Source organism: Mycobacterium sp. ITM-2016-00318 (assembly GCF_002968285.2).
Lineage (GTDB): Bacteria > Actinomycetota > Actinomycetes > Mycobacteriales > Mycobacteriaceae > Mycobacterium.
Genome location: NZ_CP134400.1, coordinates 2,665,156 through 2,687,982, shown reverse-complemented (window position 1 = coordinate 2,687,982; position 22,827 = coordinate 2,665,156). Strand labels below are relative to the sequence as shown.

23 protein-coding genes are annotated in these 22,827 nt (G+C 66.1%); 5 read left to right on the top strand and 18 right to left on the bottom strand.

All coding sequences use genetic code 11. From position 1 onward, the window contains the following. Nucleotides 1–26 precede the first annotated feature (26 nt). From C6A82_RS13130 to C6A82_RS13120, 3 genes are all read right to left on the bottom strand, one after another. A complete protein-coding gene (locus C6A82_RS13130) occupies nucleotides 27–176 on the bottom strand; it encodes a tyrosine-type recombinase/integrase (protein ID WP_233216699.1) in 150 nt (49 codons plus the stop codon). Between the two features lie 107 nt (nucleotides 177–283). Next, nucleotides 284–634: a hypothetical protein gene (locus C6A82_RS13125; RefSeq protein WP_233216698.1), complete on the bottom strand. Its 351-nt coding sequence runs from the start codon at nucleotides 632–634 to the stop codon at nucleotides 284–286. A 69-nt stretch (nucleotides 635–703) separates the two neighbouring features. Beyond that, the gene (locus C6A82_RS13120) at nucleotides 704–1,129 is read right to left on the bottom strand and encodes an N-terminal phage integrase SAM-like domain-containing protein (protein ID WP_158261580.1); all 426 of its coding nucleotides are present in this window, start codon (nucleotides 1,127–1,129) and stop codon (nucleotides 704–706) included. A gap of 768 nt (nucleotides 1,130–1,897) precedes the next feature. On the opposite strand from C6A82_RS13120, the gene C6A82_RS13115 reads away from it, so the two are divergent. Beyond that, nucleotides 1,898–3,610 (top strand): PE-PPE domain-containing protein, encoded by a 1,713-nt coding sequence (locus tag C6A82_RS13115; protein WP_311101824.1) that lies wholly within the window; start codon nucleotides 1,898–1,900, stop codon nucleotides 3,608–3,610. A gap of 108 nt (nucleotides 3,611–3,718) precedes the next feature. On the opposite strand, the gene C6A82_RS13110 is transcribed toward C6A82_RS13115, so the two are convergent. The 3 genes from C6A82_RS13110 to C6A82_RS13100 form a co-directional block, all read right to left on the bottom strand. After that, the gene (locus tag C6A82_RS13110; protein WP_311101886.1) at nucleotides 3,719–6,901 is read right to left on the bottom strand and encodes an AAA family ATPase; all 3,183 of its coding nucleotides are present in this window, start codon (nucleotides 6,899–6,901) and stop codon (nucleotides 3,719–3,721) included. 323 nt (nucleotides 6,902–7,224) lie between these two features. Next, a complete protein-coding gene (locus tag C6A82_RS26970) occupies nucleotides 7,225–7,941 on the bottom strand; it encodes a hypothetical protein (RefSeq protein ID WP_142406070.1) in 717 nt (238 codons plus the stop codon). 103 nt (nucleotides 7,942–8,044) lie between these two features. After that, complete coding sequence (locus C6A82_RS13100; protein ID WP_142406071.1) at nucleotides 8,045–8,239, bottom strand: hypothetical protein; 195 nt, start codon at nucleotides 8,237–8,239, stop codon at nucleotides 8,045–8,047. Between the two features lie 103 nt (nucleotides 8,240–8,342). Between C6A82_RS13100 and C6A82_RS13095 the strand changes: the two genes are divergently transcribed. Next, nucleotides 8,343–8,612 carry a hypothetical protein gene (locus C6A82_RS13095; protein ID WP_105349438.1) on the top strand — a complete coding sequence of 90 codons (270 nt, stop codon included), beginning with the start codon at nucleotides 8,343–8,345 and terminating at the stop codon, nucleotides 8,610–8,612. Nucleotides 8,613–8,920: 308 nt separating this feature from the next. Here the strand turns inward: C6A82_RS13095 and C6A82_RS13090 are convergent, their stop codons facing one another. Then, nucleotides 8,921–9,148, bottom strand: a complete 228-nt coding sequence (locus C6A82_RS13090; RefSeq protein WP_311101823.1) for a hypothetical protein — start codon at nucleotides 9,146–9,148, stop codon at nucleotides 8,921–8,923. Between the two features lie 105 nt (nucleotides 9,149–9,253). On the opposite strand from C6A82_RS13090, the gene C6A82_RS13085 reads away from it, so the two are divergent. Further along, a complete protein-coding gene (locus tag C6A82_RS13085) occupies nucleotides 9,254–10,564 on the top strand; it encodes an adenylate/guanylate cyclase domain-containing protein (RefSeq protein ID WP_233217201.1) in 1,311 nt (436 codons plus the stop codon). Here the strand turns inward: C6A82_RS13085 and C6A82_RS13080 are convergent. The 8 genes from C6A82_RS13080 to C6A82_RS13045 all read right to left on the bottom strand — a co-directional run bounded on the left by C6A82_RS13080 (nucleotide 10,533) and on the right by C6A82_RS13045 (nucleotide 17,836). Further along, a complete protein-coding gene (locus tag C6A82_RS13080; RefSeq protein ID WP_105349439.1) occupies nucleotides 10,533–10,985 on the bottom strand; it encodes an SRPBCC family protein in 453 nt (150 codons plus the stop codon). The genes C6A82_RS13085 and C6A82_RS13080 overlap by 32 nt on opposite strands. A 44-nt stretch (nucleotides 10,986–11,029) precedes the next feature. Beyond that, nucleotides 11,030–11,515 carry a Dps family protein gene (locus C6A82_RS13075; protein ID WP_105349440.1) on the bottom strand — a complete coding sequence of 162 codons (486 nt, stop codon included), beginning with the start codon at nucleotides 11,513–11,515 and terminating at the stop codon, nucleotides 11,030–11,032. A gap of 55 nt (nucleotides 11,516–11,570) precedes the next feature. After that, complete coding sequence (locus C6A82_RS13070) at nucleotides 11,571–13,355, bottom strand: DUF2339 domain-containing protein (RefSeq protein WP_105349492.1); 1,785 nt, start codon at nucleotides 13,353–13,355, stop codon at nucleotides 11,571–11,573. Between the two features lie 65 nt (nucleotides 13,356–13,420). After that, nucleotides 13,421–14,074, bottom strand: a complete 654-nt coding sequence (locus C6A82_RS13065) for a response regulator transcription factor (protein WP_105349493.1) — start codon at nucleotides 14,072–14,074, stop codon at nucleotides 13,421–13,423. Then, nucleotides 14,047–15,165, bottom strand: coding sequence for a MacS family sensor histidine kinase (macS, locus tag C6A82_RS13060; protein WP_199194000.1), 1,119 nt, complete (start codon nucleotides 15,163–15,165; stop codon nucleotides 14,047–14,049). The genes C6A82_RS13065 and macS overlap by 28 nt, the downstream gene beginning before the upstream one ends. A gap of 14 nt (nucleotides 15,166–15,179) precedes the next feature. Further along, nucleotides 15,180–15,932 carry an amino acid ABC transporter ATP-binding protein gene (locus C6A82_RS13055; protein ID WP_199193999.1) on the bottom strand — a complete coding sequence of 251 codons (753 nt, stop codon included), beginning with the start codon at nucleotides 15,930–15,932 and terminating at the stop codon, nucleotides 15,180–15,182. Nucleotides 15,933–15,945: 13 nt separating this feature from the next. Continuing rightward, on the bottom strand, nucleotides 15,946–16,875 hold the full coding sequence (locus C6A82_RS13050) for an amino acid ABC transporter permease (protein ID WP_105349442.1): 930 nt from the start codon (nucleotides 16,873–16,875) through the stop codon (nucleotides 15,946–15,948). Nucleotides 16,876–16,891: 16 nt separating this feature from the next. Beyond that, complete coding sequence (locus tag C6A82_RS13045; RefSeq protein WP_199193997.1) at nucleotides 16,892–17,836, bottom strand: ABC transporter substrate-binding protein; 945 nt, start codon at nucleotides 17,834–17,836, stop codon at nucleotides 16,892–16,894. Nucleotides 17,837–18,003: 167 nt separating this feature from the next. On the opposite strand from C6A82_RS13045, the gene C6A82_RS13040 reads away from it, so the two are divergent. Next, nucleotides 18,004–18,612, top strand: a complete 609-nt coding sequence (locus C6A82_RS13040; RefSeq protein WP_105349495.1) for an HdeD family acid-resistance protein — start codon at nucleotides 18,004–18,006, stop codon at nucleotides 18,610–18,612. A 115-nt stretch (nucleotides 18,613–18,727) separates the two neighbouring features. Continuing rightward, nucleotides 18,728–19,120 carry a DUF4190 domain-containing protein gene (locus tag C6A82_RS13035; RefSeq protein ID WP_233217203.1) on the top strand — a complete coding sequence of 131 codons (393 nt, stop codon included), beginning with the start codon at nucleotides 18,728–18,730 and terminating at the stop codon, nucleotides 19,118–19,120. On the opposite strand, the gene C6A82_RS13030 is transcribed toward C6A82_RS13035, so the two are convergent. From C6A82_RS13030 to pyk, 3 genes are read right to left on the bottom strand one after another with little or no spacing between them, the layout of a single operon-like run. Next, on the bottom strand, nucleotides 19,095–20,465 hold the full coding sequence (locus C6A82_RS13030; RefSeq protein ID WP_105349444.1) for a bifunctional lysylphosphatidylglycerol flippase/synthetase MprF: 1,371 nt from the start codon (nucleotides 20,463–20,465) through the stop codon (nucleotides 19,095–19,097). The genes C6A82_RS13035 and C6A82_RS13030 overlap by 26 nt on opposite strands. Then, the gene (locus C6A82_RS13025; RefSeq protein WP_105349445.1) at nucleotides 20,462–21,331 is read right to left on the bottom strand and encodes an acyl-CoA thioesterase II; all 870 of its coding nucleotides are present in this window, start codon (nucleotides 21,329–21,331) and stop codon (nucleotides 20,462–20,464) included. Before C6A82_RS13025 ends, C6A82_RS13030 begins: the two co-directional genes overlap by 4 nt. A 15-nt stretch (nucleotides 21,332–21,346) precedes the next feature. Further along, entirely contained in the window at nucleotides 21,347–22,765 is a 1,419-nt protein-coding gene (gene pyk, locus C6A82_RS13020; protein ID WP_105349446.1) for a pyruvate kinase, read from the bottom strand. Nucleotides 22,766–22,827 lie beyond the last annotated feature (62 nt).

Genomic DNA, 22,827 nt, shown 5'->3' with positions numbered 1-22,827 from the left:
CCAAGCGCTTCGCCACCCTCGTCAAGTCACCGCTGAACAGATGGCCGTAGCGATCCTGGGGTCATCGACGCGGTGAGGTGACCGAGCAGGCGTTGCACGGCGAGCACGTTCGCGCCGGACGCGATAGCCAGGGAGGCACACGTGTGCCGCAGCTCGTGCGGTACCAGTCCCGGCACACCGGACTTGGTCGCGGCGGTCGAACACCCACCGGTATTCGCCAGTAGTTAGGTATCCCCCTTGCCGGGGAACACCAGCGCGTCGGGGTCGGCGGGCAGTTCATTCTTCAGCCTTCCCATACCAGACCCGGCACCGGCGCCCAACGCGCCTTGCCCGTCTTGGTGGTGTCCTCCACTAACCCCCGACCCGTCACGTTCGTCACCGACGACCTAACGGTGATTGTCTTGTCCTTGACGTCTCTTCCCCGCAGCGCGACAGCTTCACCGAAGCGCAGGCCGCAATACCTGAGCACGAGCGTCAACGTCTCGAATCGTCCCGCCTCAGCGGCAAGGGTCTGCAATTGCTCGTGGGTCAGGTACCGGCGCTGGGAGTCACCCTTGCGCGGCAGCTCGATGCTGTCCGCGACGTTTCTTGCCAGGCGTTCGGTACGGATGGCGTATTTGAGGATTGCCGACATGCACTGGTGTGTCTGGATGACCCGGGACGCCGAAAGGCCGTTGCCCTCTGTGCGGGTGGACCCGTTCGCCTATAGCGCGTTGATCCACCGCTGTAGCTCACCGTGCGTGATGTCGGCCAACCTCATATCACCCCAGCGCGGCAGGATGAGCGTGTCCAACAGGCTGTTGTAACCGGCGACCGTCTTGGGTTTCCGAGACCCCTTGCCCTGTAAGCATTCATCGGCGACGGTCTTGAAGAGGGCAGCGGACTTGCGCGGGGAAACGTAGGTGCCCCGGACGACTTCAGCCGTCAGCCCGTCCAGGTGCGCCTGCGCGTCTACCTTGCGGTCGAACACTTTGGAGTGCTCGCGCCCGTCGACCACCCATCGAACGCGCCAGCGCGTCACCTTGCCCTTCAGGGCCGAGTCGGCAGTGACCATCCGGCCGTCTGGACCCTTGACGCGCCTGGTCCAACGGTCGTCGATCCCTACCCGCTGATTCCTGGTGACAGCCATAACGAAGACAATGGAACTTGAACACATCACGCGCGCCAAGGCACTGCGGACCCGCACCGGCGCCGCCGAACCCGCCGGAGTCGACTCTTCCAAGATCAAGACCCTGACCCTTGGTGAAGCTGAGCGGATTGCCGCAGCGACTTCTGTCCCCGCCCGCCCAGTGCCCTTCGACCCCGGCCGCAGCGCTCCGCAGCGCGAGCGGGTTGGGGGGCGCGCGAGGGGCGGATCACGACGACGCCGAAGCGTGACAGGGAAGGGGCGGTGCTAATAACTGAGAGTCAGGCCCGCGGCCCCCTGCCCGCCGGGCGGTACTGCGTCCAGCGCAACGGTCGCACCGTCGCCACGATCGAGAAGGGTGAAACTTGGTGCGCGGAAGGAATGCGGTTGCGCCGCAACCGAAACGCCGAGGGGCGGCTTGAGCGCGAGCGGGCTGTACAAGACAGTTGGTTTGGGGAGTGTGCCGATGACGTTCGCGGGCAGCGCCAGACGCGGATCGCTCGGGCGCTCCGCTGACCTTGAGTCTTAGGTTCGCGGCTACGTTAGGACCGCGCCGAAACCGGGCGAGATTGCAGTAGTGCACTACTGCGCTCCTTCGCACCGCACGCGAGGAAGATTCCCTCGCGGAACTCGACACCGGACGCGGTGGGCCATCGATTTCGCCAGGACCCATGTGGAGGACGGATGATGGGTACCGCAAGACACATCGGTCGGATTCGGGCGTTGGCGGTCGCGCCGGGAATACGGAATGTTCGGCGCAACGCAACCCGGATGACGGTGTCGATCGGCGTCGCAGCCCTGGTAGTGGCGGCCACGACCCCGTCGGCGTCGGCGGACGCACCACCCGCAGGCAGTCCCTGCCCCGGCAACACCACCGACTGCCTTTATGTGCCACCACCTGACAGGACCGCCCTGGTCCTGGGCGGCACCACCGTTCCGACGCCCGACCAGGCCTACATCGACGCTGTCAGGGACCATTTCATCGCGCCGACCCATCCACGCCAGGACATCGACTACATCCCGGTAACGGCCCCCATGGAGTTTTGGCCCATCACGGGGTTCTCTCGCCTCGTTTGGTTCGTGATCGGGCCGCAGAGCGTCTGGGGTCTCAATGGCCCCGGCTGGCCGGATGAGCCGCTGTGGAAGCTGTCAGGGCTGTTCGATCGCACCTTCGGCGGATCGGTGCGGGGCGGGGTGACCAACCTGGAGGATGCGATAGCCGCACATCCCAACGAGGGTCTGGTGATCTACGGCTACTCGCAGGGCGCGGTCGTCGCGAACATCGAGAAGCAGAAGCTGGCCGAGCAGTACCCAGAGCGGACCGACGCCCCAGACATCGACTTCGTGCTGAGCGGTGACCCCAACCTGCCCAACGGCGGCATTGCCAGCCGGTTCCCTGGCCTCTACATCCCGATTCTCGACGTGTCCTTAAACGGTCCCGCGCAGACCGACACCCAGTTCGACACGGTCGAGATCCTCCGGCAGTACGACGGCGCCTCCGACTTCCCGCTGTACCCGCTCAACCTCGTCTCCACCGCGAACGCGCTTCTGGGCGCCCTCTACGTGCATCCGTATGACCTCGAACCCAGCCTGGCTGACCCGGGCACACCGTCGCCCATCCACACCAAGACCGGCGACACCGACTACTACTTCTTCGAGACCGAAGACCTGCCGTTGTTCGCCCCGCTGCGCATGATCGGGGTGCCCGAGCCGCTGATCGACGTGGTCGAGCAGTTCTTCCGGGTGCTCGTGGAACTCGGCTACGACCGCAGCATCCTGCCGGGGGAACCCACCCCAGCACGGCTCATCCCGCCGCTCAACCCGGTGAAGGTGGCCACCGATCTTGTCAACGCGGTCGGCGAGGGCACCAACAACGCCCTGGCCATCGTCGGCTTGCCATCGCTGCTGAGCATTCCCGCGCCGGTCACTCTTGCGGCACCGGCCACCGAAACCGCTACAGCCGACATCTTCCGCCAGGTGACGTCGAAGGACACGCCGACCCAAACCGAGCAGGGGACTGTCGACGGGAACGGCGACCAAACTCAATTGGTGACCGTCGACGGGAACGGCGACCGGAACCCAGCGGGCGACGTCGACCGGCACGGCAACCGCACCCATCAGGTGACGTCGGTTGACACGCCGACGCGAATCCAGCATGTGCCGTCGGCGTCAGCCGGTGCGTCCGCGTCGTCCACCACGGCAACGCCCGAGCCTTCGGCTAGCGCCTCGACGCCCAAGCCAGCGAAGCGTGCCGGTCAGCCGGCGAAGACTCGGCCGGGGGTGCGCGATTCGCTCGGGGTGACCGAGCAGCTCCCCGACCGATCCCACCGCAGCGAAGGCGAGCGGCCGACTACCCGAACCGGCGCGGCCGGCGCGGGGGCGGCCACCGGCGCACGCTCCTCGGCCGCATCGTCGTCAGCCGCTTCGTCGTCGACCGGCAGCTCCTCACTTGGCGCGTCTGGCGGCGACGGCCACGGTTCCTGATGGTTCTCGCCGGCCTTCAGGCACGCTGCCCGGCGTCGAAACGTACAGCCCGCAACGCGACAACCACGGCCCGATGAGGTCGATCGCGCTCGACGCATTCCCTGACCGCTATTCCCCACCCTCGACCATTGCGTCGCCCCACGCGATGTGTCCTTCGAAGCCCAGCGTTTTCGCCATGTCACGGTAGCGGTCCCGCAAGTGCGCGTGAGCCGCGTCATCACCGTGGGCCTGCGCCATCAGCATCTGCACACGTGCGAGCCAGATGTCGCGTACAGCCAAATGGTCATCGAAGCGCACGGACGCCAGCCTGTCGATCGCGGCTTGGGCTTCGCGCACATCATCCTCGCCGCCGCGGGCCAATAGCGTCTCCACCAGGACGCCGGTGCCTGGAATGAAGGGCCCGAGATGTCCCATATTGAACATCCCGTCGACGGCGGACCGCAGGAGCGGTAGGGCCCCCGCTCTGTCCCCGCGGCGGGCTCTCTCACGTGCGATATACACCTCGCCGAAATGCAAGATGCTCAAGTAGTAGATCTCATGGAGACACATGTCACGGAGCTGCTCTAGCAGCTCCAGTCCGCGCTGGCGGTCTGCTGCGGAGGCGCGATGCAGGAGCGCGACGCCCAGCCCGGTTCGCGCGATGCCCAGCGCAACATCGTCGGCTGATCTTTCCGCGGCCCGCAGAGCCTGATCGATCTCGCCCACCGCTGCGTCGTCGGGGAGAAGCAATCCGCACGTAATCGCTGCCCCGTAAAGCGTATTGACGACGGCGGCATACGATATCGGGTCCGCCGACTGGGCCGTGGCGACGGCCCGATCGAAGTCGTCTCGCCAGCCCGGCTGGCCCAGGGCCCACCGGGCGAAGGCGCGCTGTGCTAACGCCCACGCCAACGGCGACCCGATGAACAGGTTGCCTTTGGTGGGATCGTCGTCGGCCAATTCGATGACCCTGTTCGACCATCGCAGCACTTCGGCGAACTCACCGGTTTCGCACTTGACGACGCTTGCCACCACGGACAGTGCAACCGTTAACATCGGATCCGCGATGGATTCGATCAGCGACATCTGTTCGGAGGCCCAGCGCGACGCCTCTCGCAACCGGGCGTGCATGAAGTGTTCACCCAGCATCCCGGTCATACCGATGGCCAGCGACGCCTTATCGTCGGCGAGTGTGCATAGCTCGCGCAGCTCCTCGAACAGGTCCGAGATGTTCCCATAATCGCCGCGCCAGCTACTGCCGCAGAGCATGGTGCAAGGAGCGATGCGCATCTGCAGCCTGCTCGGGTGGTCGATCGGCAACGAGTCGGCGATCCGGCGGGCACGCTCCCAACTGACCCTTGCCGCAGTCACGTCGCGGTTGGTCGACCACATCCCGGCTCGCATGGCCCATCCGTACGCAACTTCCACCTCGCCCGCGGCCTCAGCGTGCTCGGCAATCAGAGCCGCGTTGTCGTCCGCCGACGCGGGATCAGCCTGTTCGATCGCGGCAGCCACGCGGCGGTGCATTTGCGCGCGGTCGACCTTGAGCTGTGATTCGTAGGCGACCGTGCGGATCAGCGGGTGGCGGAAAGCGTACTCAGCCGATGGTGTGAAGCGGACCTGATCGACCAGCTCGACGCGGGTCAATACATCCACCACAGGATCAATGCCCAGCGCGGTGAGCAGCTCCGAGGTGAAGTGCATTCCGATCACCGCCGCGGCGTTGAGCGTCTGCTTGGCACCAGGTTCGAGGCGGTCGATGCGCGCCGCGATGGCCGCCTGCAGCGTGGCGGGGACACTCACCTCGGCCGTGTCAGTGCGGCATGTGTAGCCACCGCGGTGACCCTCCAGCACCCCGCGTTCGGCAAGCTCGCGCACCATCTCCTCAACGAAGAACGGATTCCCGACGGCCCGCCCCGCGATCAGCGCCCCGATCGCCGTGACCGAGGAGTCGGCTCCCAACAGCTCATCGAGCAGCCGCGTGGTCTCATCTTCCGTCAGGGGTGCCAGCGAAATCGTCTGTGCCCCGTGCATCCGCGTCAGCGCTCCCTGGTACTCGGGGCGGTAGGTGACCAACACCACCGAAGGGGTCTCCGGAATCACAGTCAGAAAGTCGGCGAACATCGACTCGCTGACCGCATCGATCCAGTGCACATCCTCGATCACGTAGACGACCGGATCAGAACGGGCCAGGGAGACCGAATTGATCAGCGCGGTCAACCGCCGCCGCCGCGCATCCGGATCGATCGGGGGCAGCGGCACATCGGGGTCGGCGATGCCCAGCAGATCATCGAGCAGCAGCAGATCCTGCGGGTCGGCATCGCGAAGTTGTTCCCGGACCCGGGCCCGGGCGGCTGGCTCGTCAAGGTCAGCCACACCGGTGCCCGCCCGCAGCAGCCGCGTCACCGCATGGAACGGGACCTCGCAGGCATGGGATTCACAGAAGGTCCAAAACACCTCGACCCCGCGACCGGCCGCGGCCGCCGCGGCTTCCCTCGCCACCCGGGACTTGCCGATGCCTGGCGGTCCCACCACATTCACGACACCACCGCAGCCAACGATCGCCTGATCCGTGATGGCGTCGAGGGCGGCCATCTCCTGGCGCCGACCGACCAGGGGCGCCTCGGCGCGCCCCACGAGGCCCTCCCGCGGGCCGATCCCCACCAGCCGGCGTGCGCGCACCGGTTCGTCGGCCCCCTTGATGCGCACCCACTCCGGTTCAGCCAGCGTCACGGCGTGCTCAACCAGCCGCGCGGTCGACTCCGACAACATCACCCCACCCGGGGGCGCCACCGATTCCATCCGCTGCGCCATTCCGACCTGCTCACCGATCGCGCCATACCCAAACGACCCTGAACCGATCTCCCCGGCGATCACCCGACCTGAATTCAGACCCACTCGCAGCCGCAGCGCCACACCGTCGCGGCGGGCCACCTCGCCCGCCAACCGGTTCGCCTCCTGCTGGATGGCCAGCGCAGCCAGGCAGGCACGAAAAGCGTGATCCTCCAACGCCACCGGGGCGCCGAAGATCGCCATCACCCCGTCGCCGGTGAACTCCACACTCCCGCCGTAACGGCGCACCACCGCCGCCGAGCGCTCCACCAGATCGGTCACGATCTCGCGCAACCGCTCCATGTCCAGCGCGGCCGCGATAGCCATCGACCGCACCACATCGGCGAACAGCACGGTGACTTGCTTGTACTCCGCGGGTGTCGGGGCAGCGACTACTGAAGCGGCGCACTCGTGGCAGAACTTGTCGGCGGACCGCAGTTCAGCCCCGCACGACCCGCACGTCAAGCCGGTGGCGGTCATGTGGTCGCCGTGAATTATTGCCTCAGTGCCGTCATGAGCATCGCTCACGTCAATATCGTGTCACCGCTGGGCGGCCAACATGTGCGATATCGCCGCTGCGATGCGGCCCGCGGGTAGCGGGCCACGCCGTGCCTCGGGGGCGGGGCGAATCTTCAACCGGTCGAAGGCTGGCGAACCTACGGCGGCCTCGATTCACCACGCGGCTGCCTCAAACAGGTACTCTCGTGAACTGGAGTTTCTGCTGCTGAGGCCATTTCTAGGGCTAGGAAAGGCATGAAAAAGAGAGTTCCAATCTCACCGAGGGCACCCGTATGCCTGCGCCGCTACAGCAGAATGCTGGTCGGCACCGGTGCCAGCAACGCCTCCTGCAGCGCCTTGGCCTGGCGATAACCCGCGTAAGCGCCAAGGATCGTGAACCCCGCGAGACCGGCCGCGCCGGGCAGTGCCGCCGCCAGGATGTCGCTCGTCGTCGCGGTTCGCAGATACTCCGCATAACCGACCCGGAATGTGTTGGGGAGTTTCGACTTCGGCGAGAAGCCGTCAGCGCGCCCGAGACGCGCACTCGGACGCGGCTGGTTGGTCGTCGTGATCGGCGCTGCTTGAGGCGCGGGTACGTCGACGGCTGGAGCGGCCGGTGGCATCACGGACACGGGCACCGCGGCAGGCATCGGCGGTGATGCGGCGGGCGGCGGCGCCGAGGGCACCGTCTCGAGCAGTGGCGCACCCATCGTCTCTGCAGCGACGGTGCGCATCGACGCAGGCGCGACGACAGGCTGAATGCTCGGACTTTGCTGTGGCGCTGCGGCTTTGGACCGGATGACGACGCTGCGTGTGCTGGGTGCCGTTGATACCCCGTTCGCGCGCGCCAGCGTTCCCGCCGCGCCGCCCTCCTTCTTGTCGCCGCCAAGCAGGTCGACGCCGAGGACGTCGACGCCACCGCCGCCACCCAGCAGGTCCGCGTGGGAGACCGCGACCCCGACGCACATCGGGCCGGTCACGAACGCCCCACACGCCATCGCTGTTCCGATTGCACTGCGCACCAACGAACAATTCATGCTTGGTCGTCCTCGCTCGACACCCACCCCGCCATTAGCCGTTAGGGAATACCCACTGCTCGCCGCACTCACACACCTGGAGCCGCGCTCACAGCAGGATACGGGTCGGCGCCGGGGCCAAAAGCGCTTTCTGCAGAGTCCTGGCCTGGCGATAGCCGGCATAGGCGCCGACCAGGGTGAATCCTGCGATACCGGCCGCACCTGGCAGGGCGGCAACGAGCATGTCGGCGGTATCGGCCGAGCGGAGGTATTCCGCATATCCGGCCCGGTAGGACTCGGGCACCCGCGCAGCCCCCGAGTCGCCGGGCGCCAGCGGGTCTTTCGCCCCGGGTACGGCCGACGCCGGTGCGGGCGGCCCGGCCGGCGCCGGTCTTACCTCCGGTTCCGTGAACTCGGGTGGCGGCGCGGCCAAGGCCGCGACGGGCGACCGTGGCAGCGCCGGCGCAGCCTCGGCGGGCCCAGCGGATACCGGCCGGGGAACCCTGCGGATCACGACGCTGCGTGTCGCCGGAGCCGAGGACACCCGCGGCAGATTCGCAGGCCTTCCTGTGGCGTTCGTTCGCGGCGTGCTTCCACCGCCGCCCGTAGCGGTCACCCCGGCTTCAGGAACGCTCGCCAGCGAGCGCATCGCGGCGGTCTCGGAGACTCCGCCGTAGTCGGGCGTGCTGCCGATCCTGGCTGTCGGGGCCTCGGCGGCAGCGATCCCGGTTGCGGCCGTGTCGACTGCGCGCTGACCTCCGAACCCGGCCGCGGGTGATGCAGATCGGATTTGTCATCGTCACCGAAGAAGTCGATTCCGAAGAGATCCGCATGGGCCACCGCAACGCCTGCGAAGCCCGGTCCGGCCGCCAGCGCACACGAGGCGAAGGCACAGCAGATTGCCGCGCTTCGAAACCACAGCCGGTCCAAGCCCTCGTCCCCCACGGTCAAGCCAACGGCAGGGAACTGACATTACAACGCGGACCTATATTGTCGCATCCGTCACAGGCGCGGGTGCCGCGCTCTCGGCCCTGCTCCTGCGGTCCCACTCCGCCATCACATCGTTCGCCGTCGGCCTACTCAGCAAACTGCCTGATACGAAAACCACCAGACCCGACGCCAGCCCGAAGTAGATCGGCTCGTTCGCGAAGATGTCACCGACGATGATCATCGTTGCGAGGGTCACGACGGTGCCGACGGCCATCGCCGCCACCGCGCCGACATTGGTGCCGCGCCGCCAGAGCAGGCCGCCGAGGATCGGCCGCGCGCCTGCGACATCACGGGCCTGTCGACCGACCCCGCGAAGTAGGCTTCTGCCATGACCCGCAGGGCGCGGTCGGTCTGTATGCCCGAGCTGGCACTGAAGAGTGTGGTGCCCGCCCGGACGCAGCACTACGCCGAAAGCGTCTCCAGTCGCTTCCGAGTCCTCAAGATCGCAGCGTGGATCGCCGCGATGATCAGCGCCGTGTTCGGCATCTTTCAACTGGTGCTCGGCGGCCCTGCCTGGTGGGTGGGCGTGCTCAACCTGGTCTTCGCCGCGATCTTCGTCGCGATGCCGCTGCTGTACCGGTTCGGCGAGCTGATCGCACCGCTCACATTCTTCGCATCCGCATACGCATCGGTCGGGTTCATCTGCTACACGATGGGCACCGGGTCGGGTCTGCAGTTCTACTTCCTTGTCTCGGCGACGCTCGTGGTGCTCGTGTTCGGGATCGAGCGCATCGTGCTGGCGTCGACGATCGTGGCGTTCGGGATGGCCGGGACCATCGCCCTCGAGCTGTTCGTGCCCAACGACAGGGGTCTCGGGCCGCCGTGGACACTGACCGTCGGCTTCATCAGCTCTGTCGTCGGGTCCGCGGTCATGGTGATGGCCACGATCTGGTTCGCGATGCGCGAGATCGACCGTGCCGAAAAGGCGATGGAGGCCGAGTATCAGCGGTCCGAGTCGCTGTTGACCAACATCCTGCCTGCGTCCATCGCCGCCCGGCTCAAAGACCCGAGTCGCAACATCATCGCCGACAAATACGACGACGCCTCGATCCTGTTCGCCGACATCGCGGGCTACACCAAGCGGGCCAGCGATACGACGCCCAGCGATCTCGTCCGGTTCCTCGACACGCTCTACACCGACCTGGACGCGCTCGTCGACAAGCACGGGCTGGAGAAGATCAAGACGAGCGGTGACTCCTACATGGTGGTCAGCGGTGTCCCGGAGCCACGGCACGACCATGTCCAGGCCATCGCCTGTCTGGCCCTGGACATGGCCGAGGCGGTCGCCGACCTGAAGGATCCACAGGGCCGCGATGTGCCTTTGCGCATCGGGCTGGCAGCGGGGCCGGTGGTGGCCGGCGTCGTCGGGGCCCGCAAATTCTTCTACGACGTCTGGGGTGACGCGGTCAACGTCGCGTCCCGGATGGAGTCGACCGACGTCGAAGGTCGGATACAGGTGCCGCAGCCGGTTTATGAACGGCTGAAGCACGAGTACGTGCTCGAGGAGCGCGGCCTCGTGGACATCAAGGGCAAGGGACCCATGCACACCTGGTATCTGGTCGGCAGGCGCACCGGCGACCGCCCGCTGAATACGGAGCTGAAAGAGGTCAGTCGTCCGACGACAGCTCAGTCGGTTTGAGACGCTCGGCGATCGCCGCGAGCCGCCACACCGTCTCCCGGTTGCGCGGCCACGCGGCCAGGTCGCCGACTTTGCGTGGCACAAGCGCGCCCAGCCCGCTGACCGGATACTCCTCCATCGTCACCCGGCAGCCGTCCGGAATGTCGCTGAGCCGCAGCACGACTCGAGCTCCACCGAGCTGGCCCTTGGCATGCAGCACAAGCTTCTCCTGCGGCACGCTCTCCTCGACGACCGACTCGTCGTCGATCACCAGTGGCCAGACGCCGATCGAGTGGCGGATCGTCGAGCCCACCTCAGGCCAGTTCGGGTCGACCGCCCGCATACGGCTGTTACCGACCACCCACTGCGAGTAGGTCCATCCATCCGCGATCACGTCCCACACCTGCCTTCGCGAGGCGTGGATGTCTCTCGTCACTGTCACGCGCGTGGAATACCCAAATCGTCGGCATCCACGCGCGGGCCCGATCACACCTTGCGGTTCTCGGACTTGATCAGCCAGGCCAGCTTCTCCAGCCCGTCGATGAGCTGATGGAGGATGTCGGCGGTGCTGGGATCCTCCGCGTCGACCTCGTCGTGCACCGCGCGCAGGGCTTCAACCGTCGCGTACACGCGGGCGGTGATCAGATCGACGACCTCGGCGGTGCTGTGCTCGTAAGCCGGAAACTGCGGCAGAGACGTGCCCGCAGTCACGGTGTCAGAGCGTCCGTCGGGGACGACGTCGAGTGCGCGCATGCGCTCGGCGATGGTGTCGCTGGCCTCGCGGGCGAAATCGACGAGTTCGTCGAGCTGCAGGTGTAGGTCGCGGAAGTTGGTCCCGACGACGGTCCAGTGTGCCTGCTTACCCTGCAGGTGGAGTTCGATGAGGTCCACCAGGACGCGCTGCAGGTTGCCACTGAGCTCGGTGGATGCCTGGAAGTTCCGAATTTCCGCTTCAGTTCGACGTGTGCTCATGCCTAGTCCAACGAGCAGTATTCTGGAATCACTCCAAATTATGGTGTGAGTGGCCTCACACGTCCTGCTGATCCTGCTGTGCGAGCAGCCTGGCGTACCCGGCCCCCATGCCGAGCAGAACCAGACCCACGACGATGAATACCGCGACCCTGAACATGCCGTCGAGCGTGCCCAGATCGAACAGGAACAGCTTGGCCATCGAGCCCGCGACGAGCGCCAGCCCGCCGGCGATCGGCAGGGACCGGTCATCGCGGGCGCGCCTCGCGGCGTACACGAAGAGTGTGGCGGCCATTGCGATCCAGCAGATCGTGGCGGCCATGTGGCCGGCGAAGAAGCCACCGCTTTCGCCGCCTGCCAGCACGCCCGCGGTGACGGTGAACGTTGTCACCGAGTACACGACAGCCATCGCCAGGCACGCCATCAGGACGCGGACCGCATCCGGGGCGAGTACGCTCCTCCCGATCGAGGACCAGATGATGGCCACTACCGCCGCGATCAACAAGGTGCTCGACGCCAGGATGGCGACCGAATCCGGTGTCGACAACGGCGTGGCACGGACCAGTGATGTCGGTGGCGCGTAGCTGAGATAGAGCAGCCCGCCGATGAGGCCGAAACCCAGGGCCACGAACCGCGCGGTGTTGTCGCGACGGCCCGCGACGGCGACCACCACGGCCAGCGCCAGCAGCACCGGCGCAGCGATCTCACCGTCGAAGGCGACCGTCACCGCGATCAGCACAGACACCGCCGAGGCGGCCGACCAGATGTGACGGACGCTCGCCGTGACTCCAGGCAGCCGCTCGCCGACGAGCACGATCGCGAGCAGCGCCGCAGCCAATCCGGCGGCCATCAACGCAGCCACGGCCGGTGCCAGCGCGTTCGATGTGCAGAGCACCGGGAAGACGCCGACGACGGTCAGCAGCGCCATCGGGATCCGGTTGTGGGTCGACGGCAGCAAGAGCAGCGCGCCGACGACAGCGAGCGTGGCCGCGATCGCGCATCCACCCGCCAGCCAGGCGTCGTTGCCGTCGCCGATGCGGGCCGCGATCAACGCGACCAGCAAGGGCAAGGTCGGAGCGGCGATGCGTGCGCCGTGCAGCCAGATCCAGTCCTTGCCGAGCTGGACGAGCAGCGATGCCGCCGAGATGGCGAGCATGAAAGCGATCAGCAGCATCGTGATGCCGTCGCTCACGATCGGGGCGAGCACGATCAGCGGGACGAGCACGAGAAGGCCAAGGTGCTGAGAGTCCCAACGGCGCGCCAGCGTGAGGCCGCCGCCGCCGATCAGGGCGGCGATCACCAGGCCGACGGATGCGGGCACCCAGTGGTAGATGGTCGTGACGGCGATGACGTCCATGTAGGCCGCGGAGATGCCTGTGGCTGCCAGCGCGATAGCGCCGACCCGTCCGCCAGGACGGCCGTTCAGGCGGGCCGCGACGACGACGAGCGCGCCGGCGAGCAAAGCTCCTGCACCCACCCGGATTTCGGGTCGCAGGATGCCGACCTGCGCCGCGAGCACCAGCAGCAGGACGACGCCGACAAGCGTCACGGCCACCCCGGCGACGGCCAGCACCTTGCCGATCCAGCTGGCGTCACGCGGCGGCCTGGGTGCCCGCGGCGGCGGGGGCGGTGGGACGTACACCGCGGCCGGCGGAATGTACGACTGCGGGTGCGGCGGTGGATAAGGGGCGGCAGGCTGCGGTGCGGGCAGCGGCGTGAAGGGGCGTTGCGCCAGTACGCGATCCAGCTCATTCAGATCGGCAGACACCTTGGCGAATTGCTCGGACATTGCGGCGAAATCGGCTGAGAGCCGGGAAACGACGGCATGCGCAGGTGCGGTCATGGCGTCATCGTCGCAACAGGCGGGCATGCGGCGGATGAGTAGGACTACCCGAATCCGCGGCCCGTCTAGTCATCGAGCCCGTGTTCGATGGCGTACCGCGCCAACTCGACGCGGTTGGCGACCTGCAACTTGCGGAACGTCGCCTGCACGTGGTTCTCCACCGTGCGGTGGCTCAGCGACAGTCGGGCCGCAATCTGCTTGGCGGTCAATCCTTTGGCGACATGGCGCAGGATCTCGGTCTCGCGCTCGGTGAGGCTCGGCGCCGACTTCGACTCCGGCCCCTGCGCAATCCGCCGGTACTCCCCCAGCACCAGCCCGGCCAGGCCGGGGGTGAACACCGCGCGCCCGTCGGCCGTCGCCCGCACGGCGTCGCCGAGTTCGGTCTTCGATGCGCTCTTCACCAGGTACCCGGTGGCGCCCGCCTTCACGGCCTCCAGCACGTCGTCACGCTCGTCGGAGGCGGAGAGCACGAGGATCCTCGACGACGGCGAGACAGTCAGCACCTCGGCGGTCGCCTGCGCCCCGTCGCCGTCGGGCAGTCGCATGTCCATCACCACGACGTCGGGTTTGACGACCGCGGCCCGCCTCCGGGCCGACGCCACACCGTCTGCGGTGGCGACCACGGTGAAACCGTCGTCGGCGAGATCGCGGGCGACCGCGTCGCGCCAGATCGGATGGTCGTCGACCACCATCACCGTCGGGGTATCGTCAGTTCCCATTCCGTCCCGCATCCCGGCCCGGTTTGCAGCTTCGCGCTGCCGCCGAGCCAATTCATCCGCCCTACAATGGATTTGGCGATCCCCAACCGACCCTCGCCGACCGCCTCCTCGAGTCTGCCGTCCGCGATTCCGACACCGTCGTCGCGGATGCTCACCGTCACCGACTCGCCCAGATCCTCCAACAGCACATAGGCCTTCGCGTCGGGTCCCGCGTGCGCGGCGGCGTTGTCGAGAGCGTTGCCCGCCGCTGCGGACAGTTCCTCGGCGACGGTCGCGTCGAGCAGCACCGGTTCGGCGGGCACACTCACCGATACTCGATCCGTTGCCCGTTGCCGCAGTAACGCGCCGATGTCGGTCAGCTCGCCGACTCTCGGTTCGACATCCGCGGAGCTGACAAGACGACGCAACGCACGCTCCTGCTCACCGGCGAGTTCGGCGAGTTCCGCTGTCTCACCGCCGATCTCGCGACCGCGACGGGATACCAGGGCGAGCACCTGGATGGCGCCGTCGTGCACCTGCCGGGACAGCCGTTCCCTCTCCTCGGTCCGCGCCGTCAGCCGTGCGGCGCGTTCCAGGTCGGCGTGTGCGCGGCGCGCTGTCTGCGCCGCCATACCGACACCGAGGCCGACGGCGAGTTCGATGACGACCGTCGCGTTCCGGCCGAGGTCGTAGTTCAGCACCCCCTTGGCCAGGGTGCTGGCCGCGACGATCACGACACCTCCGAGCATTCCGTAGATCGGCCCGAGCAGTATCGCGGCGGATATCGTCGCGTTGGTCGCCCACAGCGTGGTAGGCCAGGACTGGTTGTTCAGCGCCCACTGCTCGGAGGCGACGAACTCGGTGGACAGCATCAGCGCCGCCACGACGGCGAATTCGGCCAGCACCCAGGTGAGACGGCGACCGAACCCCTTCAGGTAGGCGTATGCACACGCGGTGCTCCATGCGATCAACGCCGCGAACAGCAGCCACCCGATCGTCGGATGCTCTAGATCGTCGTTGATCGCGATCTGGAAGCCGAGCGCGTAAAGGCAACTCAGCAAGCGGAATACCTGCGCGGCCCGCCACAACGGGGTGACCGGATCCGGTGTCATCGCCGGCAGGGCCACTAGAGCACCTTGGAGAGGAATGCCTTCGTTCGCTCGTGTTGGGGGTTGGAGAGCACGTCCCTCGGCGGTCCGCTCTCGACAACGACGCCCGCGTCCATGAAGACGAGTTGGTCGGCAACCTCCCTCGCGAAGCCCATCTCGTGGGTCACCACCACCATCGTCATGCCCTCTTCGGCAAGCTTTTTCATCACCGCGAGGACCTCACCGACGAGTTCGGGGTCCAGCGCCGACGTGGGCTCGTCGAACAGCATGAGTTTGGGACTCATCGCGAGCGCACGGGCGATCGCCACCCGCTGCTGCTGGCCTCCGGACAGCTGCGCAGGATAGGCATCGGCCTTTTCCGCCATCCCCACTTGATTCAACAGGTCCCTGGCCCGCGCAAGGGCGGCGTCCTTCTTCACTCCCTTGACCTTCATCGGCGCCTCGATGATGTTGCCCAGCACGGTGCGATGTGGGAACAGATTGAAATGCTGAAAGACCATGCCGATATCGCGGCGCTGCTTCGCGGCGACACGCGGTGATATCTCGTGCAACTTGGAACCGGACTCGCGGTAGCCGATCAAGTCGCCGTCGACGTAGAGTCGGCCCGCATTGACCACTTCCAAGTGGTTGATGCAGCGCAAAAAAGTGGACTTGCCCGAGCCCGAAGGCCCGACCATACAGAGCACCTCGCCCTTGCCGACCTCCAAGGTGATGCCCTTGAGGACGTGCAACGCCCCGAAGCTCTTGCAGACCTCCTCGGCCTTCACCATCGGCGTCATCTGGTCACATCCCCGGGTTCTGTATCTGCGCCTTGGCCAGCGCCTCGAGTTGCCTGCCGGTCAGTTTTCGTGATGCACCGCGGGAGTAGTACCTCTCCAGGTAATACTGACCGACCATCAGAACACTGGTCACCACCAGATACCAGAACGCAGCGACCAGTAGCAGTGGTACGGGCTCGAATTCGCGGGCGGCGATCTCGCGAGAGGCGATTCCGTACAGGTCCAGCGTGAAGGGCACGGCAGTGACCAGCGACGTCGTCTTGAGCATGCTGATGACTTCGTTGCCGGTCGGCGGGATGATGACCCGCATCGCCTGCGGTAGCACCGTTCGGCGCATGGCCATCCCCCACGACATGCCCAGCGCCGTGGATGCCTCGAGCTGGCCTTCCGGGACGGAACTGATTCCCGCACGGATGATTTCGGCCATATAGGCGGCTTCGTTGAGTGCTAGGCCGAGGATCGCCAGCAGAAAGGGGATGGACAGCGCCTGCAGGTTTACCGCGAAGAACGAGGGCCCGAACGGGACGCCCAACTGAATGTTCTGGTAGATCGTGGGCACAAGCCCCCAGAACACCAACTGCACGTAGATCGGAGTGCCGCGGAAGATCCACAGATAGACCCAGGACACCGCCTTGAAGATCGGATTCGGTGACAAGCGCATCACCGCCAGAAGCACACCGAGCGCGATCGCCAGCACCATCGAGTAGAGGGTCAGCTGGAGGGTGTTGACCAGTCCAACTGCCAGCACCCGCTCGTTGAAGACGTACTTGGCGAAGATCTGCCATCTGTAGGCGTCGTTGGTCGCGGCGCCGTACAGGAACAGCGCCACCAAGATGATGATGACGACCGCCGCCACCCACCGCCACGGATGGCGCAGTGGAACGGCATCGATCGCGGCTGGAGAAGTGGCCGGCGGCGTGTCGACATCAGTCATAGTCGGATCCGTAAACCTAGTTGATCGCGCCGTTGATCACCGGCTTGTCGATCATCCCTGCCTCGACACCCCAGTTGCTGGCGATCTCCTTGTACTTACCGTTTTCGATCAGGTGCTCGAGCGCCTGCTTGAGCGACTGCCCGAGCGGCGAACCCTTCTTCACCGGCCAGCCGTAGGGCGCGGCGTCAGCGATCTCGCCCGCGGCTTCGAGCTTGCCGTTGCTCTGCTTGATCGCATACGAGGTGACAGGTGAATCCGCCGACATGGCGTCGGCCTGCCCGAGCACCACGGCGTTCGTGGCGGCGTCCTGCCCGTCGAAGGACATGATCTGAATAGCGGGTTTGCCTGCATCCGTGCACGCCTTGCTCTTGGCGGGCAGCTCTTCTGTCTCCTCTGTCGTGGTGGCTTGGACCGCGACCTTCTTGCCACACGCGTTGTTCGGATCGATAGGGGTGCCAGGCCGCTGCGCCCACAGGATGCCCGCGGAGAAGTAGGTGACGAAATCGACACTCTGCTCGCGCTCCTTGGTGTCGGTGAAGGACGACATGCCGATGTTGAAGGTGTCACCTTGGATGGACGGGATGATCTTCGCGAAGTCCGCCTCGCGATACTCCGCCTCGAGGCCGAGGGTGGCCGCAACCGCGTTCACCAGATCGACGTCGAAGCCGACGATCTTGCCGCTGGGGTCCTTGAACTCGTTGGGCGCGTACGGAATGTTGACGCCGACGATCAGCTTCCCGGATGACTTGATCGCCTCGGGCACAGTGTTCGCGATCGCATCAACCTTCTCGGCGCTCACCGACGGGGCCGCGCTCGACGACTCGCTTGACCCCGAATCGCTGCCGGCCGAACAGCCTGATACGGCGAGGGTGGCGGACGCAGCAAATATCGCTGCGATGCGCCACAACGTCCCCCGACGGATTTCCGATCCACCTGACACGGTTGCCTCTACTTTCTGCATTGGGCAGTTAACGTACGGAAGGTTAGTGCGCGACGGCGTGATTGCGCCGCGCTTCCGCTTATTGTGCTGGCGGACCGAATTTCCCGCGCGTTGCTCGCAATTTCTTATCCGTGCCGCAAGCGCTGTGAAACACTTCGATAATGACTACCTACGCTGCTGCTCCACCTCTGTTGCCACACCTTTGGAAGTCGGCGCTGCTTTCCGGGTTACTCGCGGTGATACTCGGCATCACCGTGATTGCCTGGCCGGGAATCTCGCTTCTGGTCACGGCGATCGTGTTCGGTGCGTATCTGCTGGTGACCGGCATCTCCCAGGTCGTCATGGCGTTCAGCCTCCACGTCAACGCGGGCGGCAGGGTTCTGCTGTTCATCAGCGGCGCCGCCGCTCTTATCCTCGCCGTGCTCGCGTTCCGCCATCTCGGCGAGGGCTATGCGGTTTTGCTGCTGGCCATCTGGATCGGCGTCGGCTTCATCTTCCGCGGTGTGGCGACCGCGGTGGCCGCCATCAGCGACCCCACTCTGCCTGCCAGAGGCTGGAACATCTTCTTCGGCGTGATCAGCCTCATCGCGGGCGTCGTCGTGATGGCCTCTCCCCTTGAATCGATCATCACCCTGGCCATCGTGGCCGGTGTGTCGTTAATCGTCCTAGGGGTGTTCGAGGTCGTGTCGGCGTTCGGCATTCGCAAGGCCGCCAAGACGGTCGCCGCACCCGGCACCCCCGCGGATCGATCGGCACGTGTGGAGCCCTCGGCACCTGCCGAGCCCCCGGCGCCATGACCGACCCACAGCCGCCTCAACACCCGCAGTACCCTCAGTACCCGCCGCCACCCCTGGTAGCGGCTACCCCGGCGGTTATCCGCCCCCTCCACCCCAGCCCTACGCGGGCTACGACTTGCCGCCGCAGGCGCCGAAGAACGGCCTGGGCATCGCGGCGCTCGTCGTTGCGATCGTCGCCCTGATTTCCGTCGTCGGGGGCGTGGTGCTCGGCATCGTCGCAGTGATTCTCGGGTTCCTCGGCTGGCAGCGCGCCAAACGGGGAGAGGCAACCAACGGCGGTATCGCCATCGCAGGCATCGTGCTCGGCATCCTCAGCATCATCGAGGCCATCGTCGTCATCGTGTTGTCGTTATGGGTTTTCAACGAGGTGGGCGGCACCGACTACATGCAGTGCCTGTCCGACGCGGGCTCGGACCAGGACGCCGTACAGCAGTGCGCGGACCAGTTCCAGAACCGGGTCGAGGACCAGTTCAGCGTCACGCTCACGACGCCCCGACCGACGTCCTAACCAGATGTCTTCGCCGAGGCATGAACTCGAGCGACAGCAGCACGATCAACAACGGCACCACCTGGGTGAGCGTTGCCATCACATAGCGCCGATCGCCCACCGCGTGAAACTTCCGTAGATATCGGTAGAGGGACTCGAGCGAGATCAACGGGTCGCCGAGGTGCACCGCGGTGAAAACCAGGCTGCGCGCCAGGTTGCGATGCTTGTCGGTGAAGATTTCGGGGAAGGCTGCGAAGGCGAGTGAAAGCCTTTGTGCGCCCTGCTCTCTGGCCTTGACAACCATGTCCACAGACAGCCGTTCGTCGATGCCGTTGGGTGCACCGCACCGCCGCCACGGGACATCGAGGGTCACCTCTGTGCCGCCACCGACGGTGGCATACCGGTGGAAACCCTGCACCCGGCCTGCCCCGTCGCGGGCGACGATCAGCGTGATACCGGGATAGCGGCCCTCGAGCGTCCCATCGAGCGACATCGAGAACCCACGCTCGGTGCGTGACCCGCTCGGTGAGGCGAGAATCACCTCGGTCAGTTCGGCGCGCACAGTGTCGCTGAGGCGTTGCTCGTCAACGACTTCGGTGGTCAGGCCGCAATTTCTGGTGCGCTGCACGGCCTGACGGAGATTGCGGTATTTGCGTCCCGCCATTTCGAAAGTCGCGACTTCGATCACCACGTCGCGGCCAATGGGCACCGGTGTGAATTTCCGGCCGAACACGGCCGCGGTCGACCACAGGCCTACCCTGCGTTGGCTACGACCCAGCACGACGATGCGCCAACCTCTCATATGGCACAGCGCCGCGAAATCTGCGACCAGCGCTTCGAATCGGGCCTCGTCACCGATCGGGTCGCCGCTGACCACCGCGAAACCCAGCCGGGTGCGGTAGGCGATCGCCGCGGTGCCGTCGGCGCTGAAGTGGAAGCACTTCGACGGCTGCATCGCGAACGGTGCGAGCGGGTCCCCGGCCGTCGCATCCACCAACCGGAATACCCGGGGCAGGTCGGCCGGGTTCGGCCGCGCCGACGTCGGCCACATCAGCAGCATCGCGGAGGCCACCAGCAGGAGGTTGCCGAGCAAATCGAACGACAGGAAAGCCGTCACGACTCCGACGATGCACACGCCCATCGCCGCAACAGCGTGCCCCGCCGTCACGGGTCTGCCGAGAAAGATGCCCCGCGCGATCAGCACCACGGCCGTCAAAATGGCCAAGGACCAGCCGTAATCCTTGTAAAGCAGGAACAGCCAGCCGGACAGGCTGAGCACTGCCAGCGCGCTGATCCAGCGGACGGCAGGCGAATCGACGTGCACGACGACCCGCTCGCTGGCTCGGAGCCGCGTTCCTACCTTCATCGCTTCGCATCCGGGAAGTACTTGATGATGCCTTCCTGAACCACGGTAGCCACCATCAGCCCGGACTGGTCGAAAAAATGCCCTGTGCCCAGACCGCGCGAGTCGGCCGCCACCGGAGACGTCGTCGAGTACAGCACCCATTCGTCGAACCGGATCGGACGGTGGAACCACACCGAGTGATTGACGGTGGCAGCGAAGATGCGGTCGTAACCCCACGACAGGCCATGAGTGGTGATGATCGAGTCGAGGACCGTGGTGTCAGACGAGTACACGAGCGCGGCACTGTGCAACACCGGATCGTCGGGCATCGGGCCGTCGGCCTTGAGCCAGACCCGATTGTGGTCCAGTCGCTCACCCTTGTCGCGCATCACCCACGCCGGGTCGTTGGTGTAACGCCACTCAATGGGCCTCAGCGCCTCGACGAAGTGCGGCACCGTCTCCTCGTAGCCGACGAGCAGATCGTCAATCTTCGGCAGCGACAACGGCTCTGGCACATACGGCATTCCGGTCGCGTGCTCGAGCCCGCGCCCGCCGTCGACGAACGACACCATCGCCGTGGTCAACAGATCGTCGCCTTGCATGACATCGACGCGACGGTTGGCGAAGCGGCGCTCGCCACGCAGCCGGACGACGCGAAACTCCAGATCCTTGGTCGGGTCACCGCCGGTGATGAAATGCGCAGAGATCGACCCGGGCGGAAGCTCGCGGGGCAGGCTGCGGGCGGCCGCCACGAAGGCCTGCGCCATCATCTGACCGCCGAAAGTGCGCGGCGGGTTCTTGCTGGGGTGGCGCCCGACGAAGGTGTCGTCGTCGATCCGATTGAGTTCCAGTACCGCGAGCAGCTCTTCGAAATCTCCAAGCGGCACTGCGGCTCCTTCTAGCTAAACGTCGTCCTCCCCGATCCGGTGCACATGGATCAGGTTGGTCGAGCCTACTGTGCCCGGCGGAGCGCCAGCGATGATCACCACCAGGTCGCCGCGCTTGTATCGACCGAGCTCGAGAAGGGATTTGTCGACCTGACGGATCATCCCGTCGGTGGTATCGATGTGCGGCACGATGAACGTCTCGGTACCCCAGCTCAGCGCCAGTTGGCTCCGCACCTCGGGCAGCGAGGTGAAAGCCAGAAGAGGCAGCGGGGTGTGCAGCCGCGCCAGCCTACGGACGGTGTCGCCCGACTGCGTGTAGGCGACCAGCGCCTTGGCGTCGAGCCGTTCGCCGATGTCGCGGGCGGCATAGGAGATGACGCCACGCTTGGTTCTCGGCACGTGCGTCAGCGGCGGAACGACGACCGAGTTCTGCTCGACCGCCGAAATGATGCGGGCCATCGTCTTGACCGCCTCGAGCGGATACTTGCCCACCGACGTTTCGCCGGACAGCATCACCGCGTCCGCCCCGTCGAGCACGGCGTTGGCCACGTCGGAGGCCTCCGCACGCGTCGGCCGTGAGTGCTCGATCATCGACTCCAGCATCTGGGTGGCGACGATGACGGGTTTCGCGTTCTCCCTTGCCATTTGGATGGAGCGCTTCTGTACCAGCGGCACCTCTTCCAACGGCAGCTCGACCCCGAGATCGCCGCGCGCGACCATGATCGCGTCGAAAGCCAGCACGATGGCTTCCAGATTGTCGACCGCCTCGGGCTTCTCCAACTTGGCGATCACCGGTACCCGTCGACCCACGCGGTCCATCACCTCGTGCACCAGTTCGGCGTCGGCGGGCGACCGCACGAACGACAACGCGACGAGGTCCACTCCGAGCCGGAGCGCGAACTCGAGGTCTTCGATGTCCTTCTCCGACAGGGCGGGCACCGACACGTTCATGCCCGGCATCGAGAGTCCCTTGTTGTTGCTGACGGGACCACCCTCGGTGACCGAACACACCACGTCGTTGCCGTCCACGTGCTCGACGATCAGGCCGACGTTGCCGTCGTCCACGAGCAGCCGATCCCCCGGCGAAGCGTCCTTGGCGAGATTCTTGTAGGTGGTCGAGACTCGGTCGTGGGTGCCCTCGCAGTCGTCGACGGTGATACGAACGGTCTCGCCGTTCGCCCAATAGGTGGGGCCTGCGGCGAACCGTCCGAGACGAATCTTGGGGCCCTGCAGGTCAGCGAGGATTCCGACCGCACGCCCGGTGGTGTCCGACGCCGCGCGCACCCGCTTGTAGTGAGCCTCGTGGTCGGCGTACTCACCATGGCTGAAGTTGAGCCGGGCGACGTCCATTCCGGCCTCGACGAGAGCCCTGACCACGTGGTCCTCACTCGTCGCCGGGCCGAGAGTGCAGACGATCTTTCCGCGTCTAGTCACGACTTCTGAGCATAGTCCCGATTGGTGTCCGTCACGACGGCCAGCGGAAGGGCGCCCGAAAC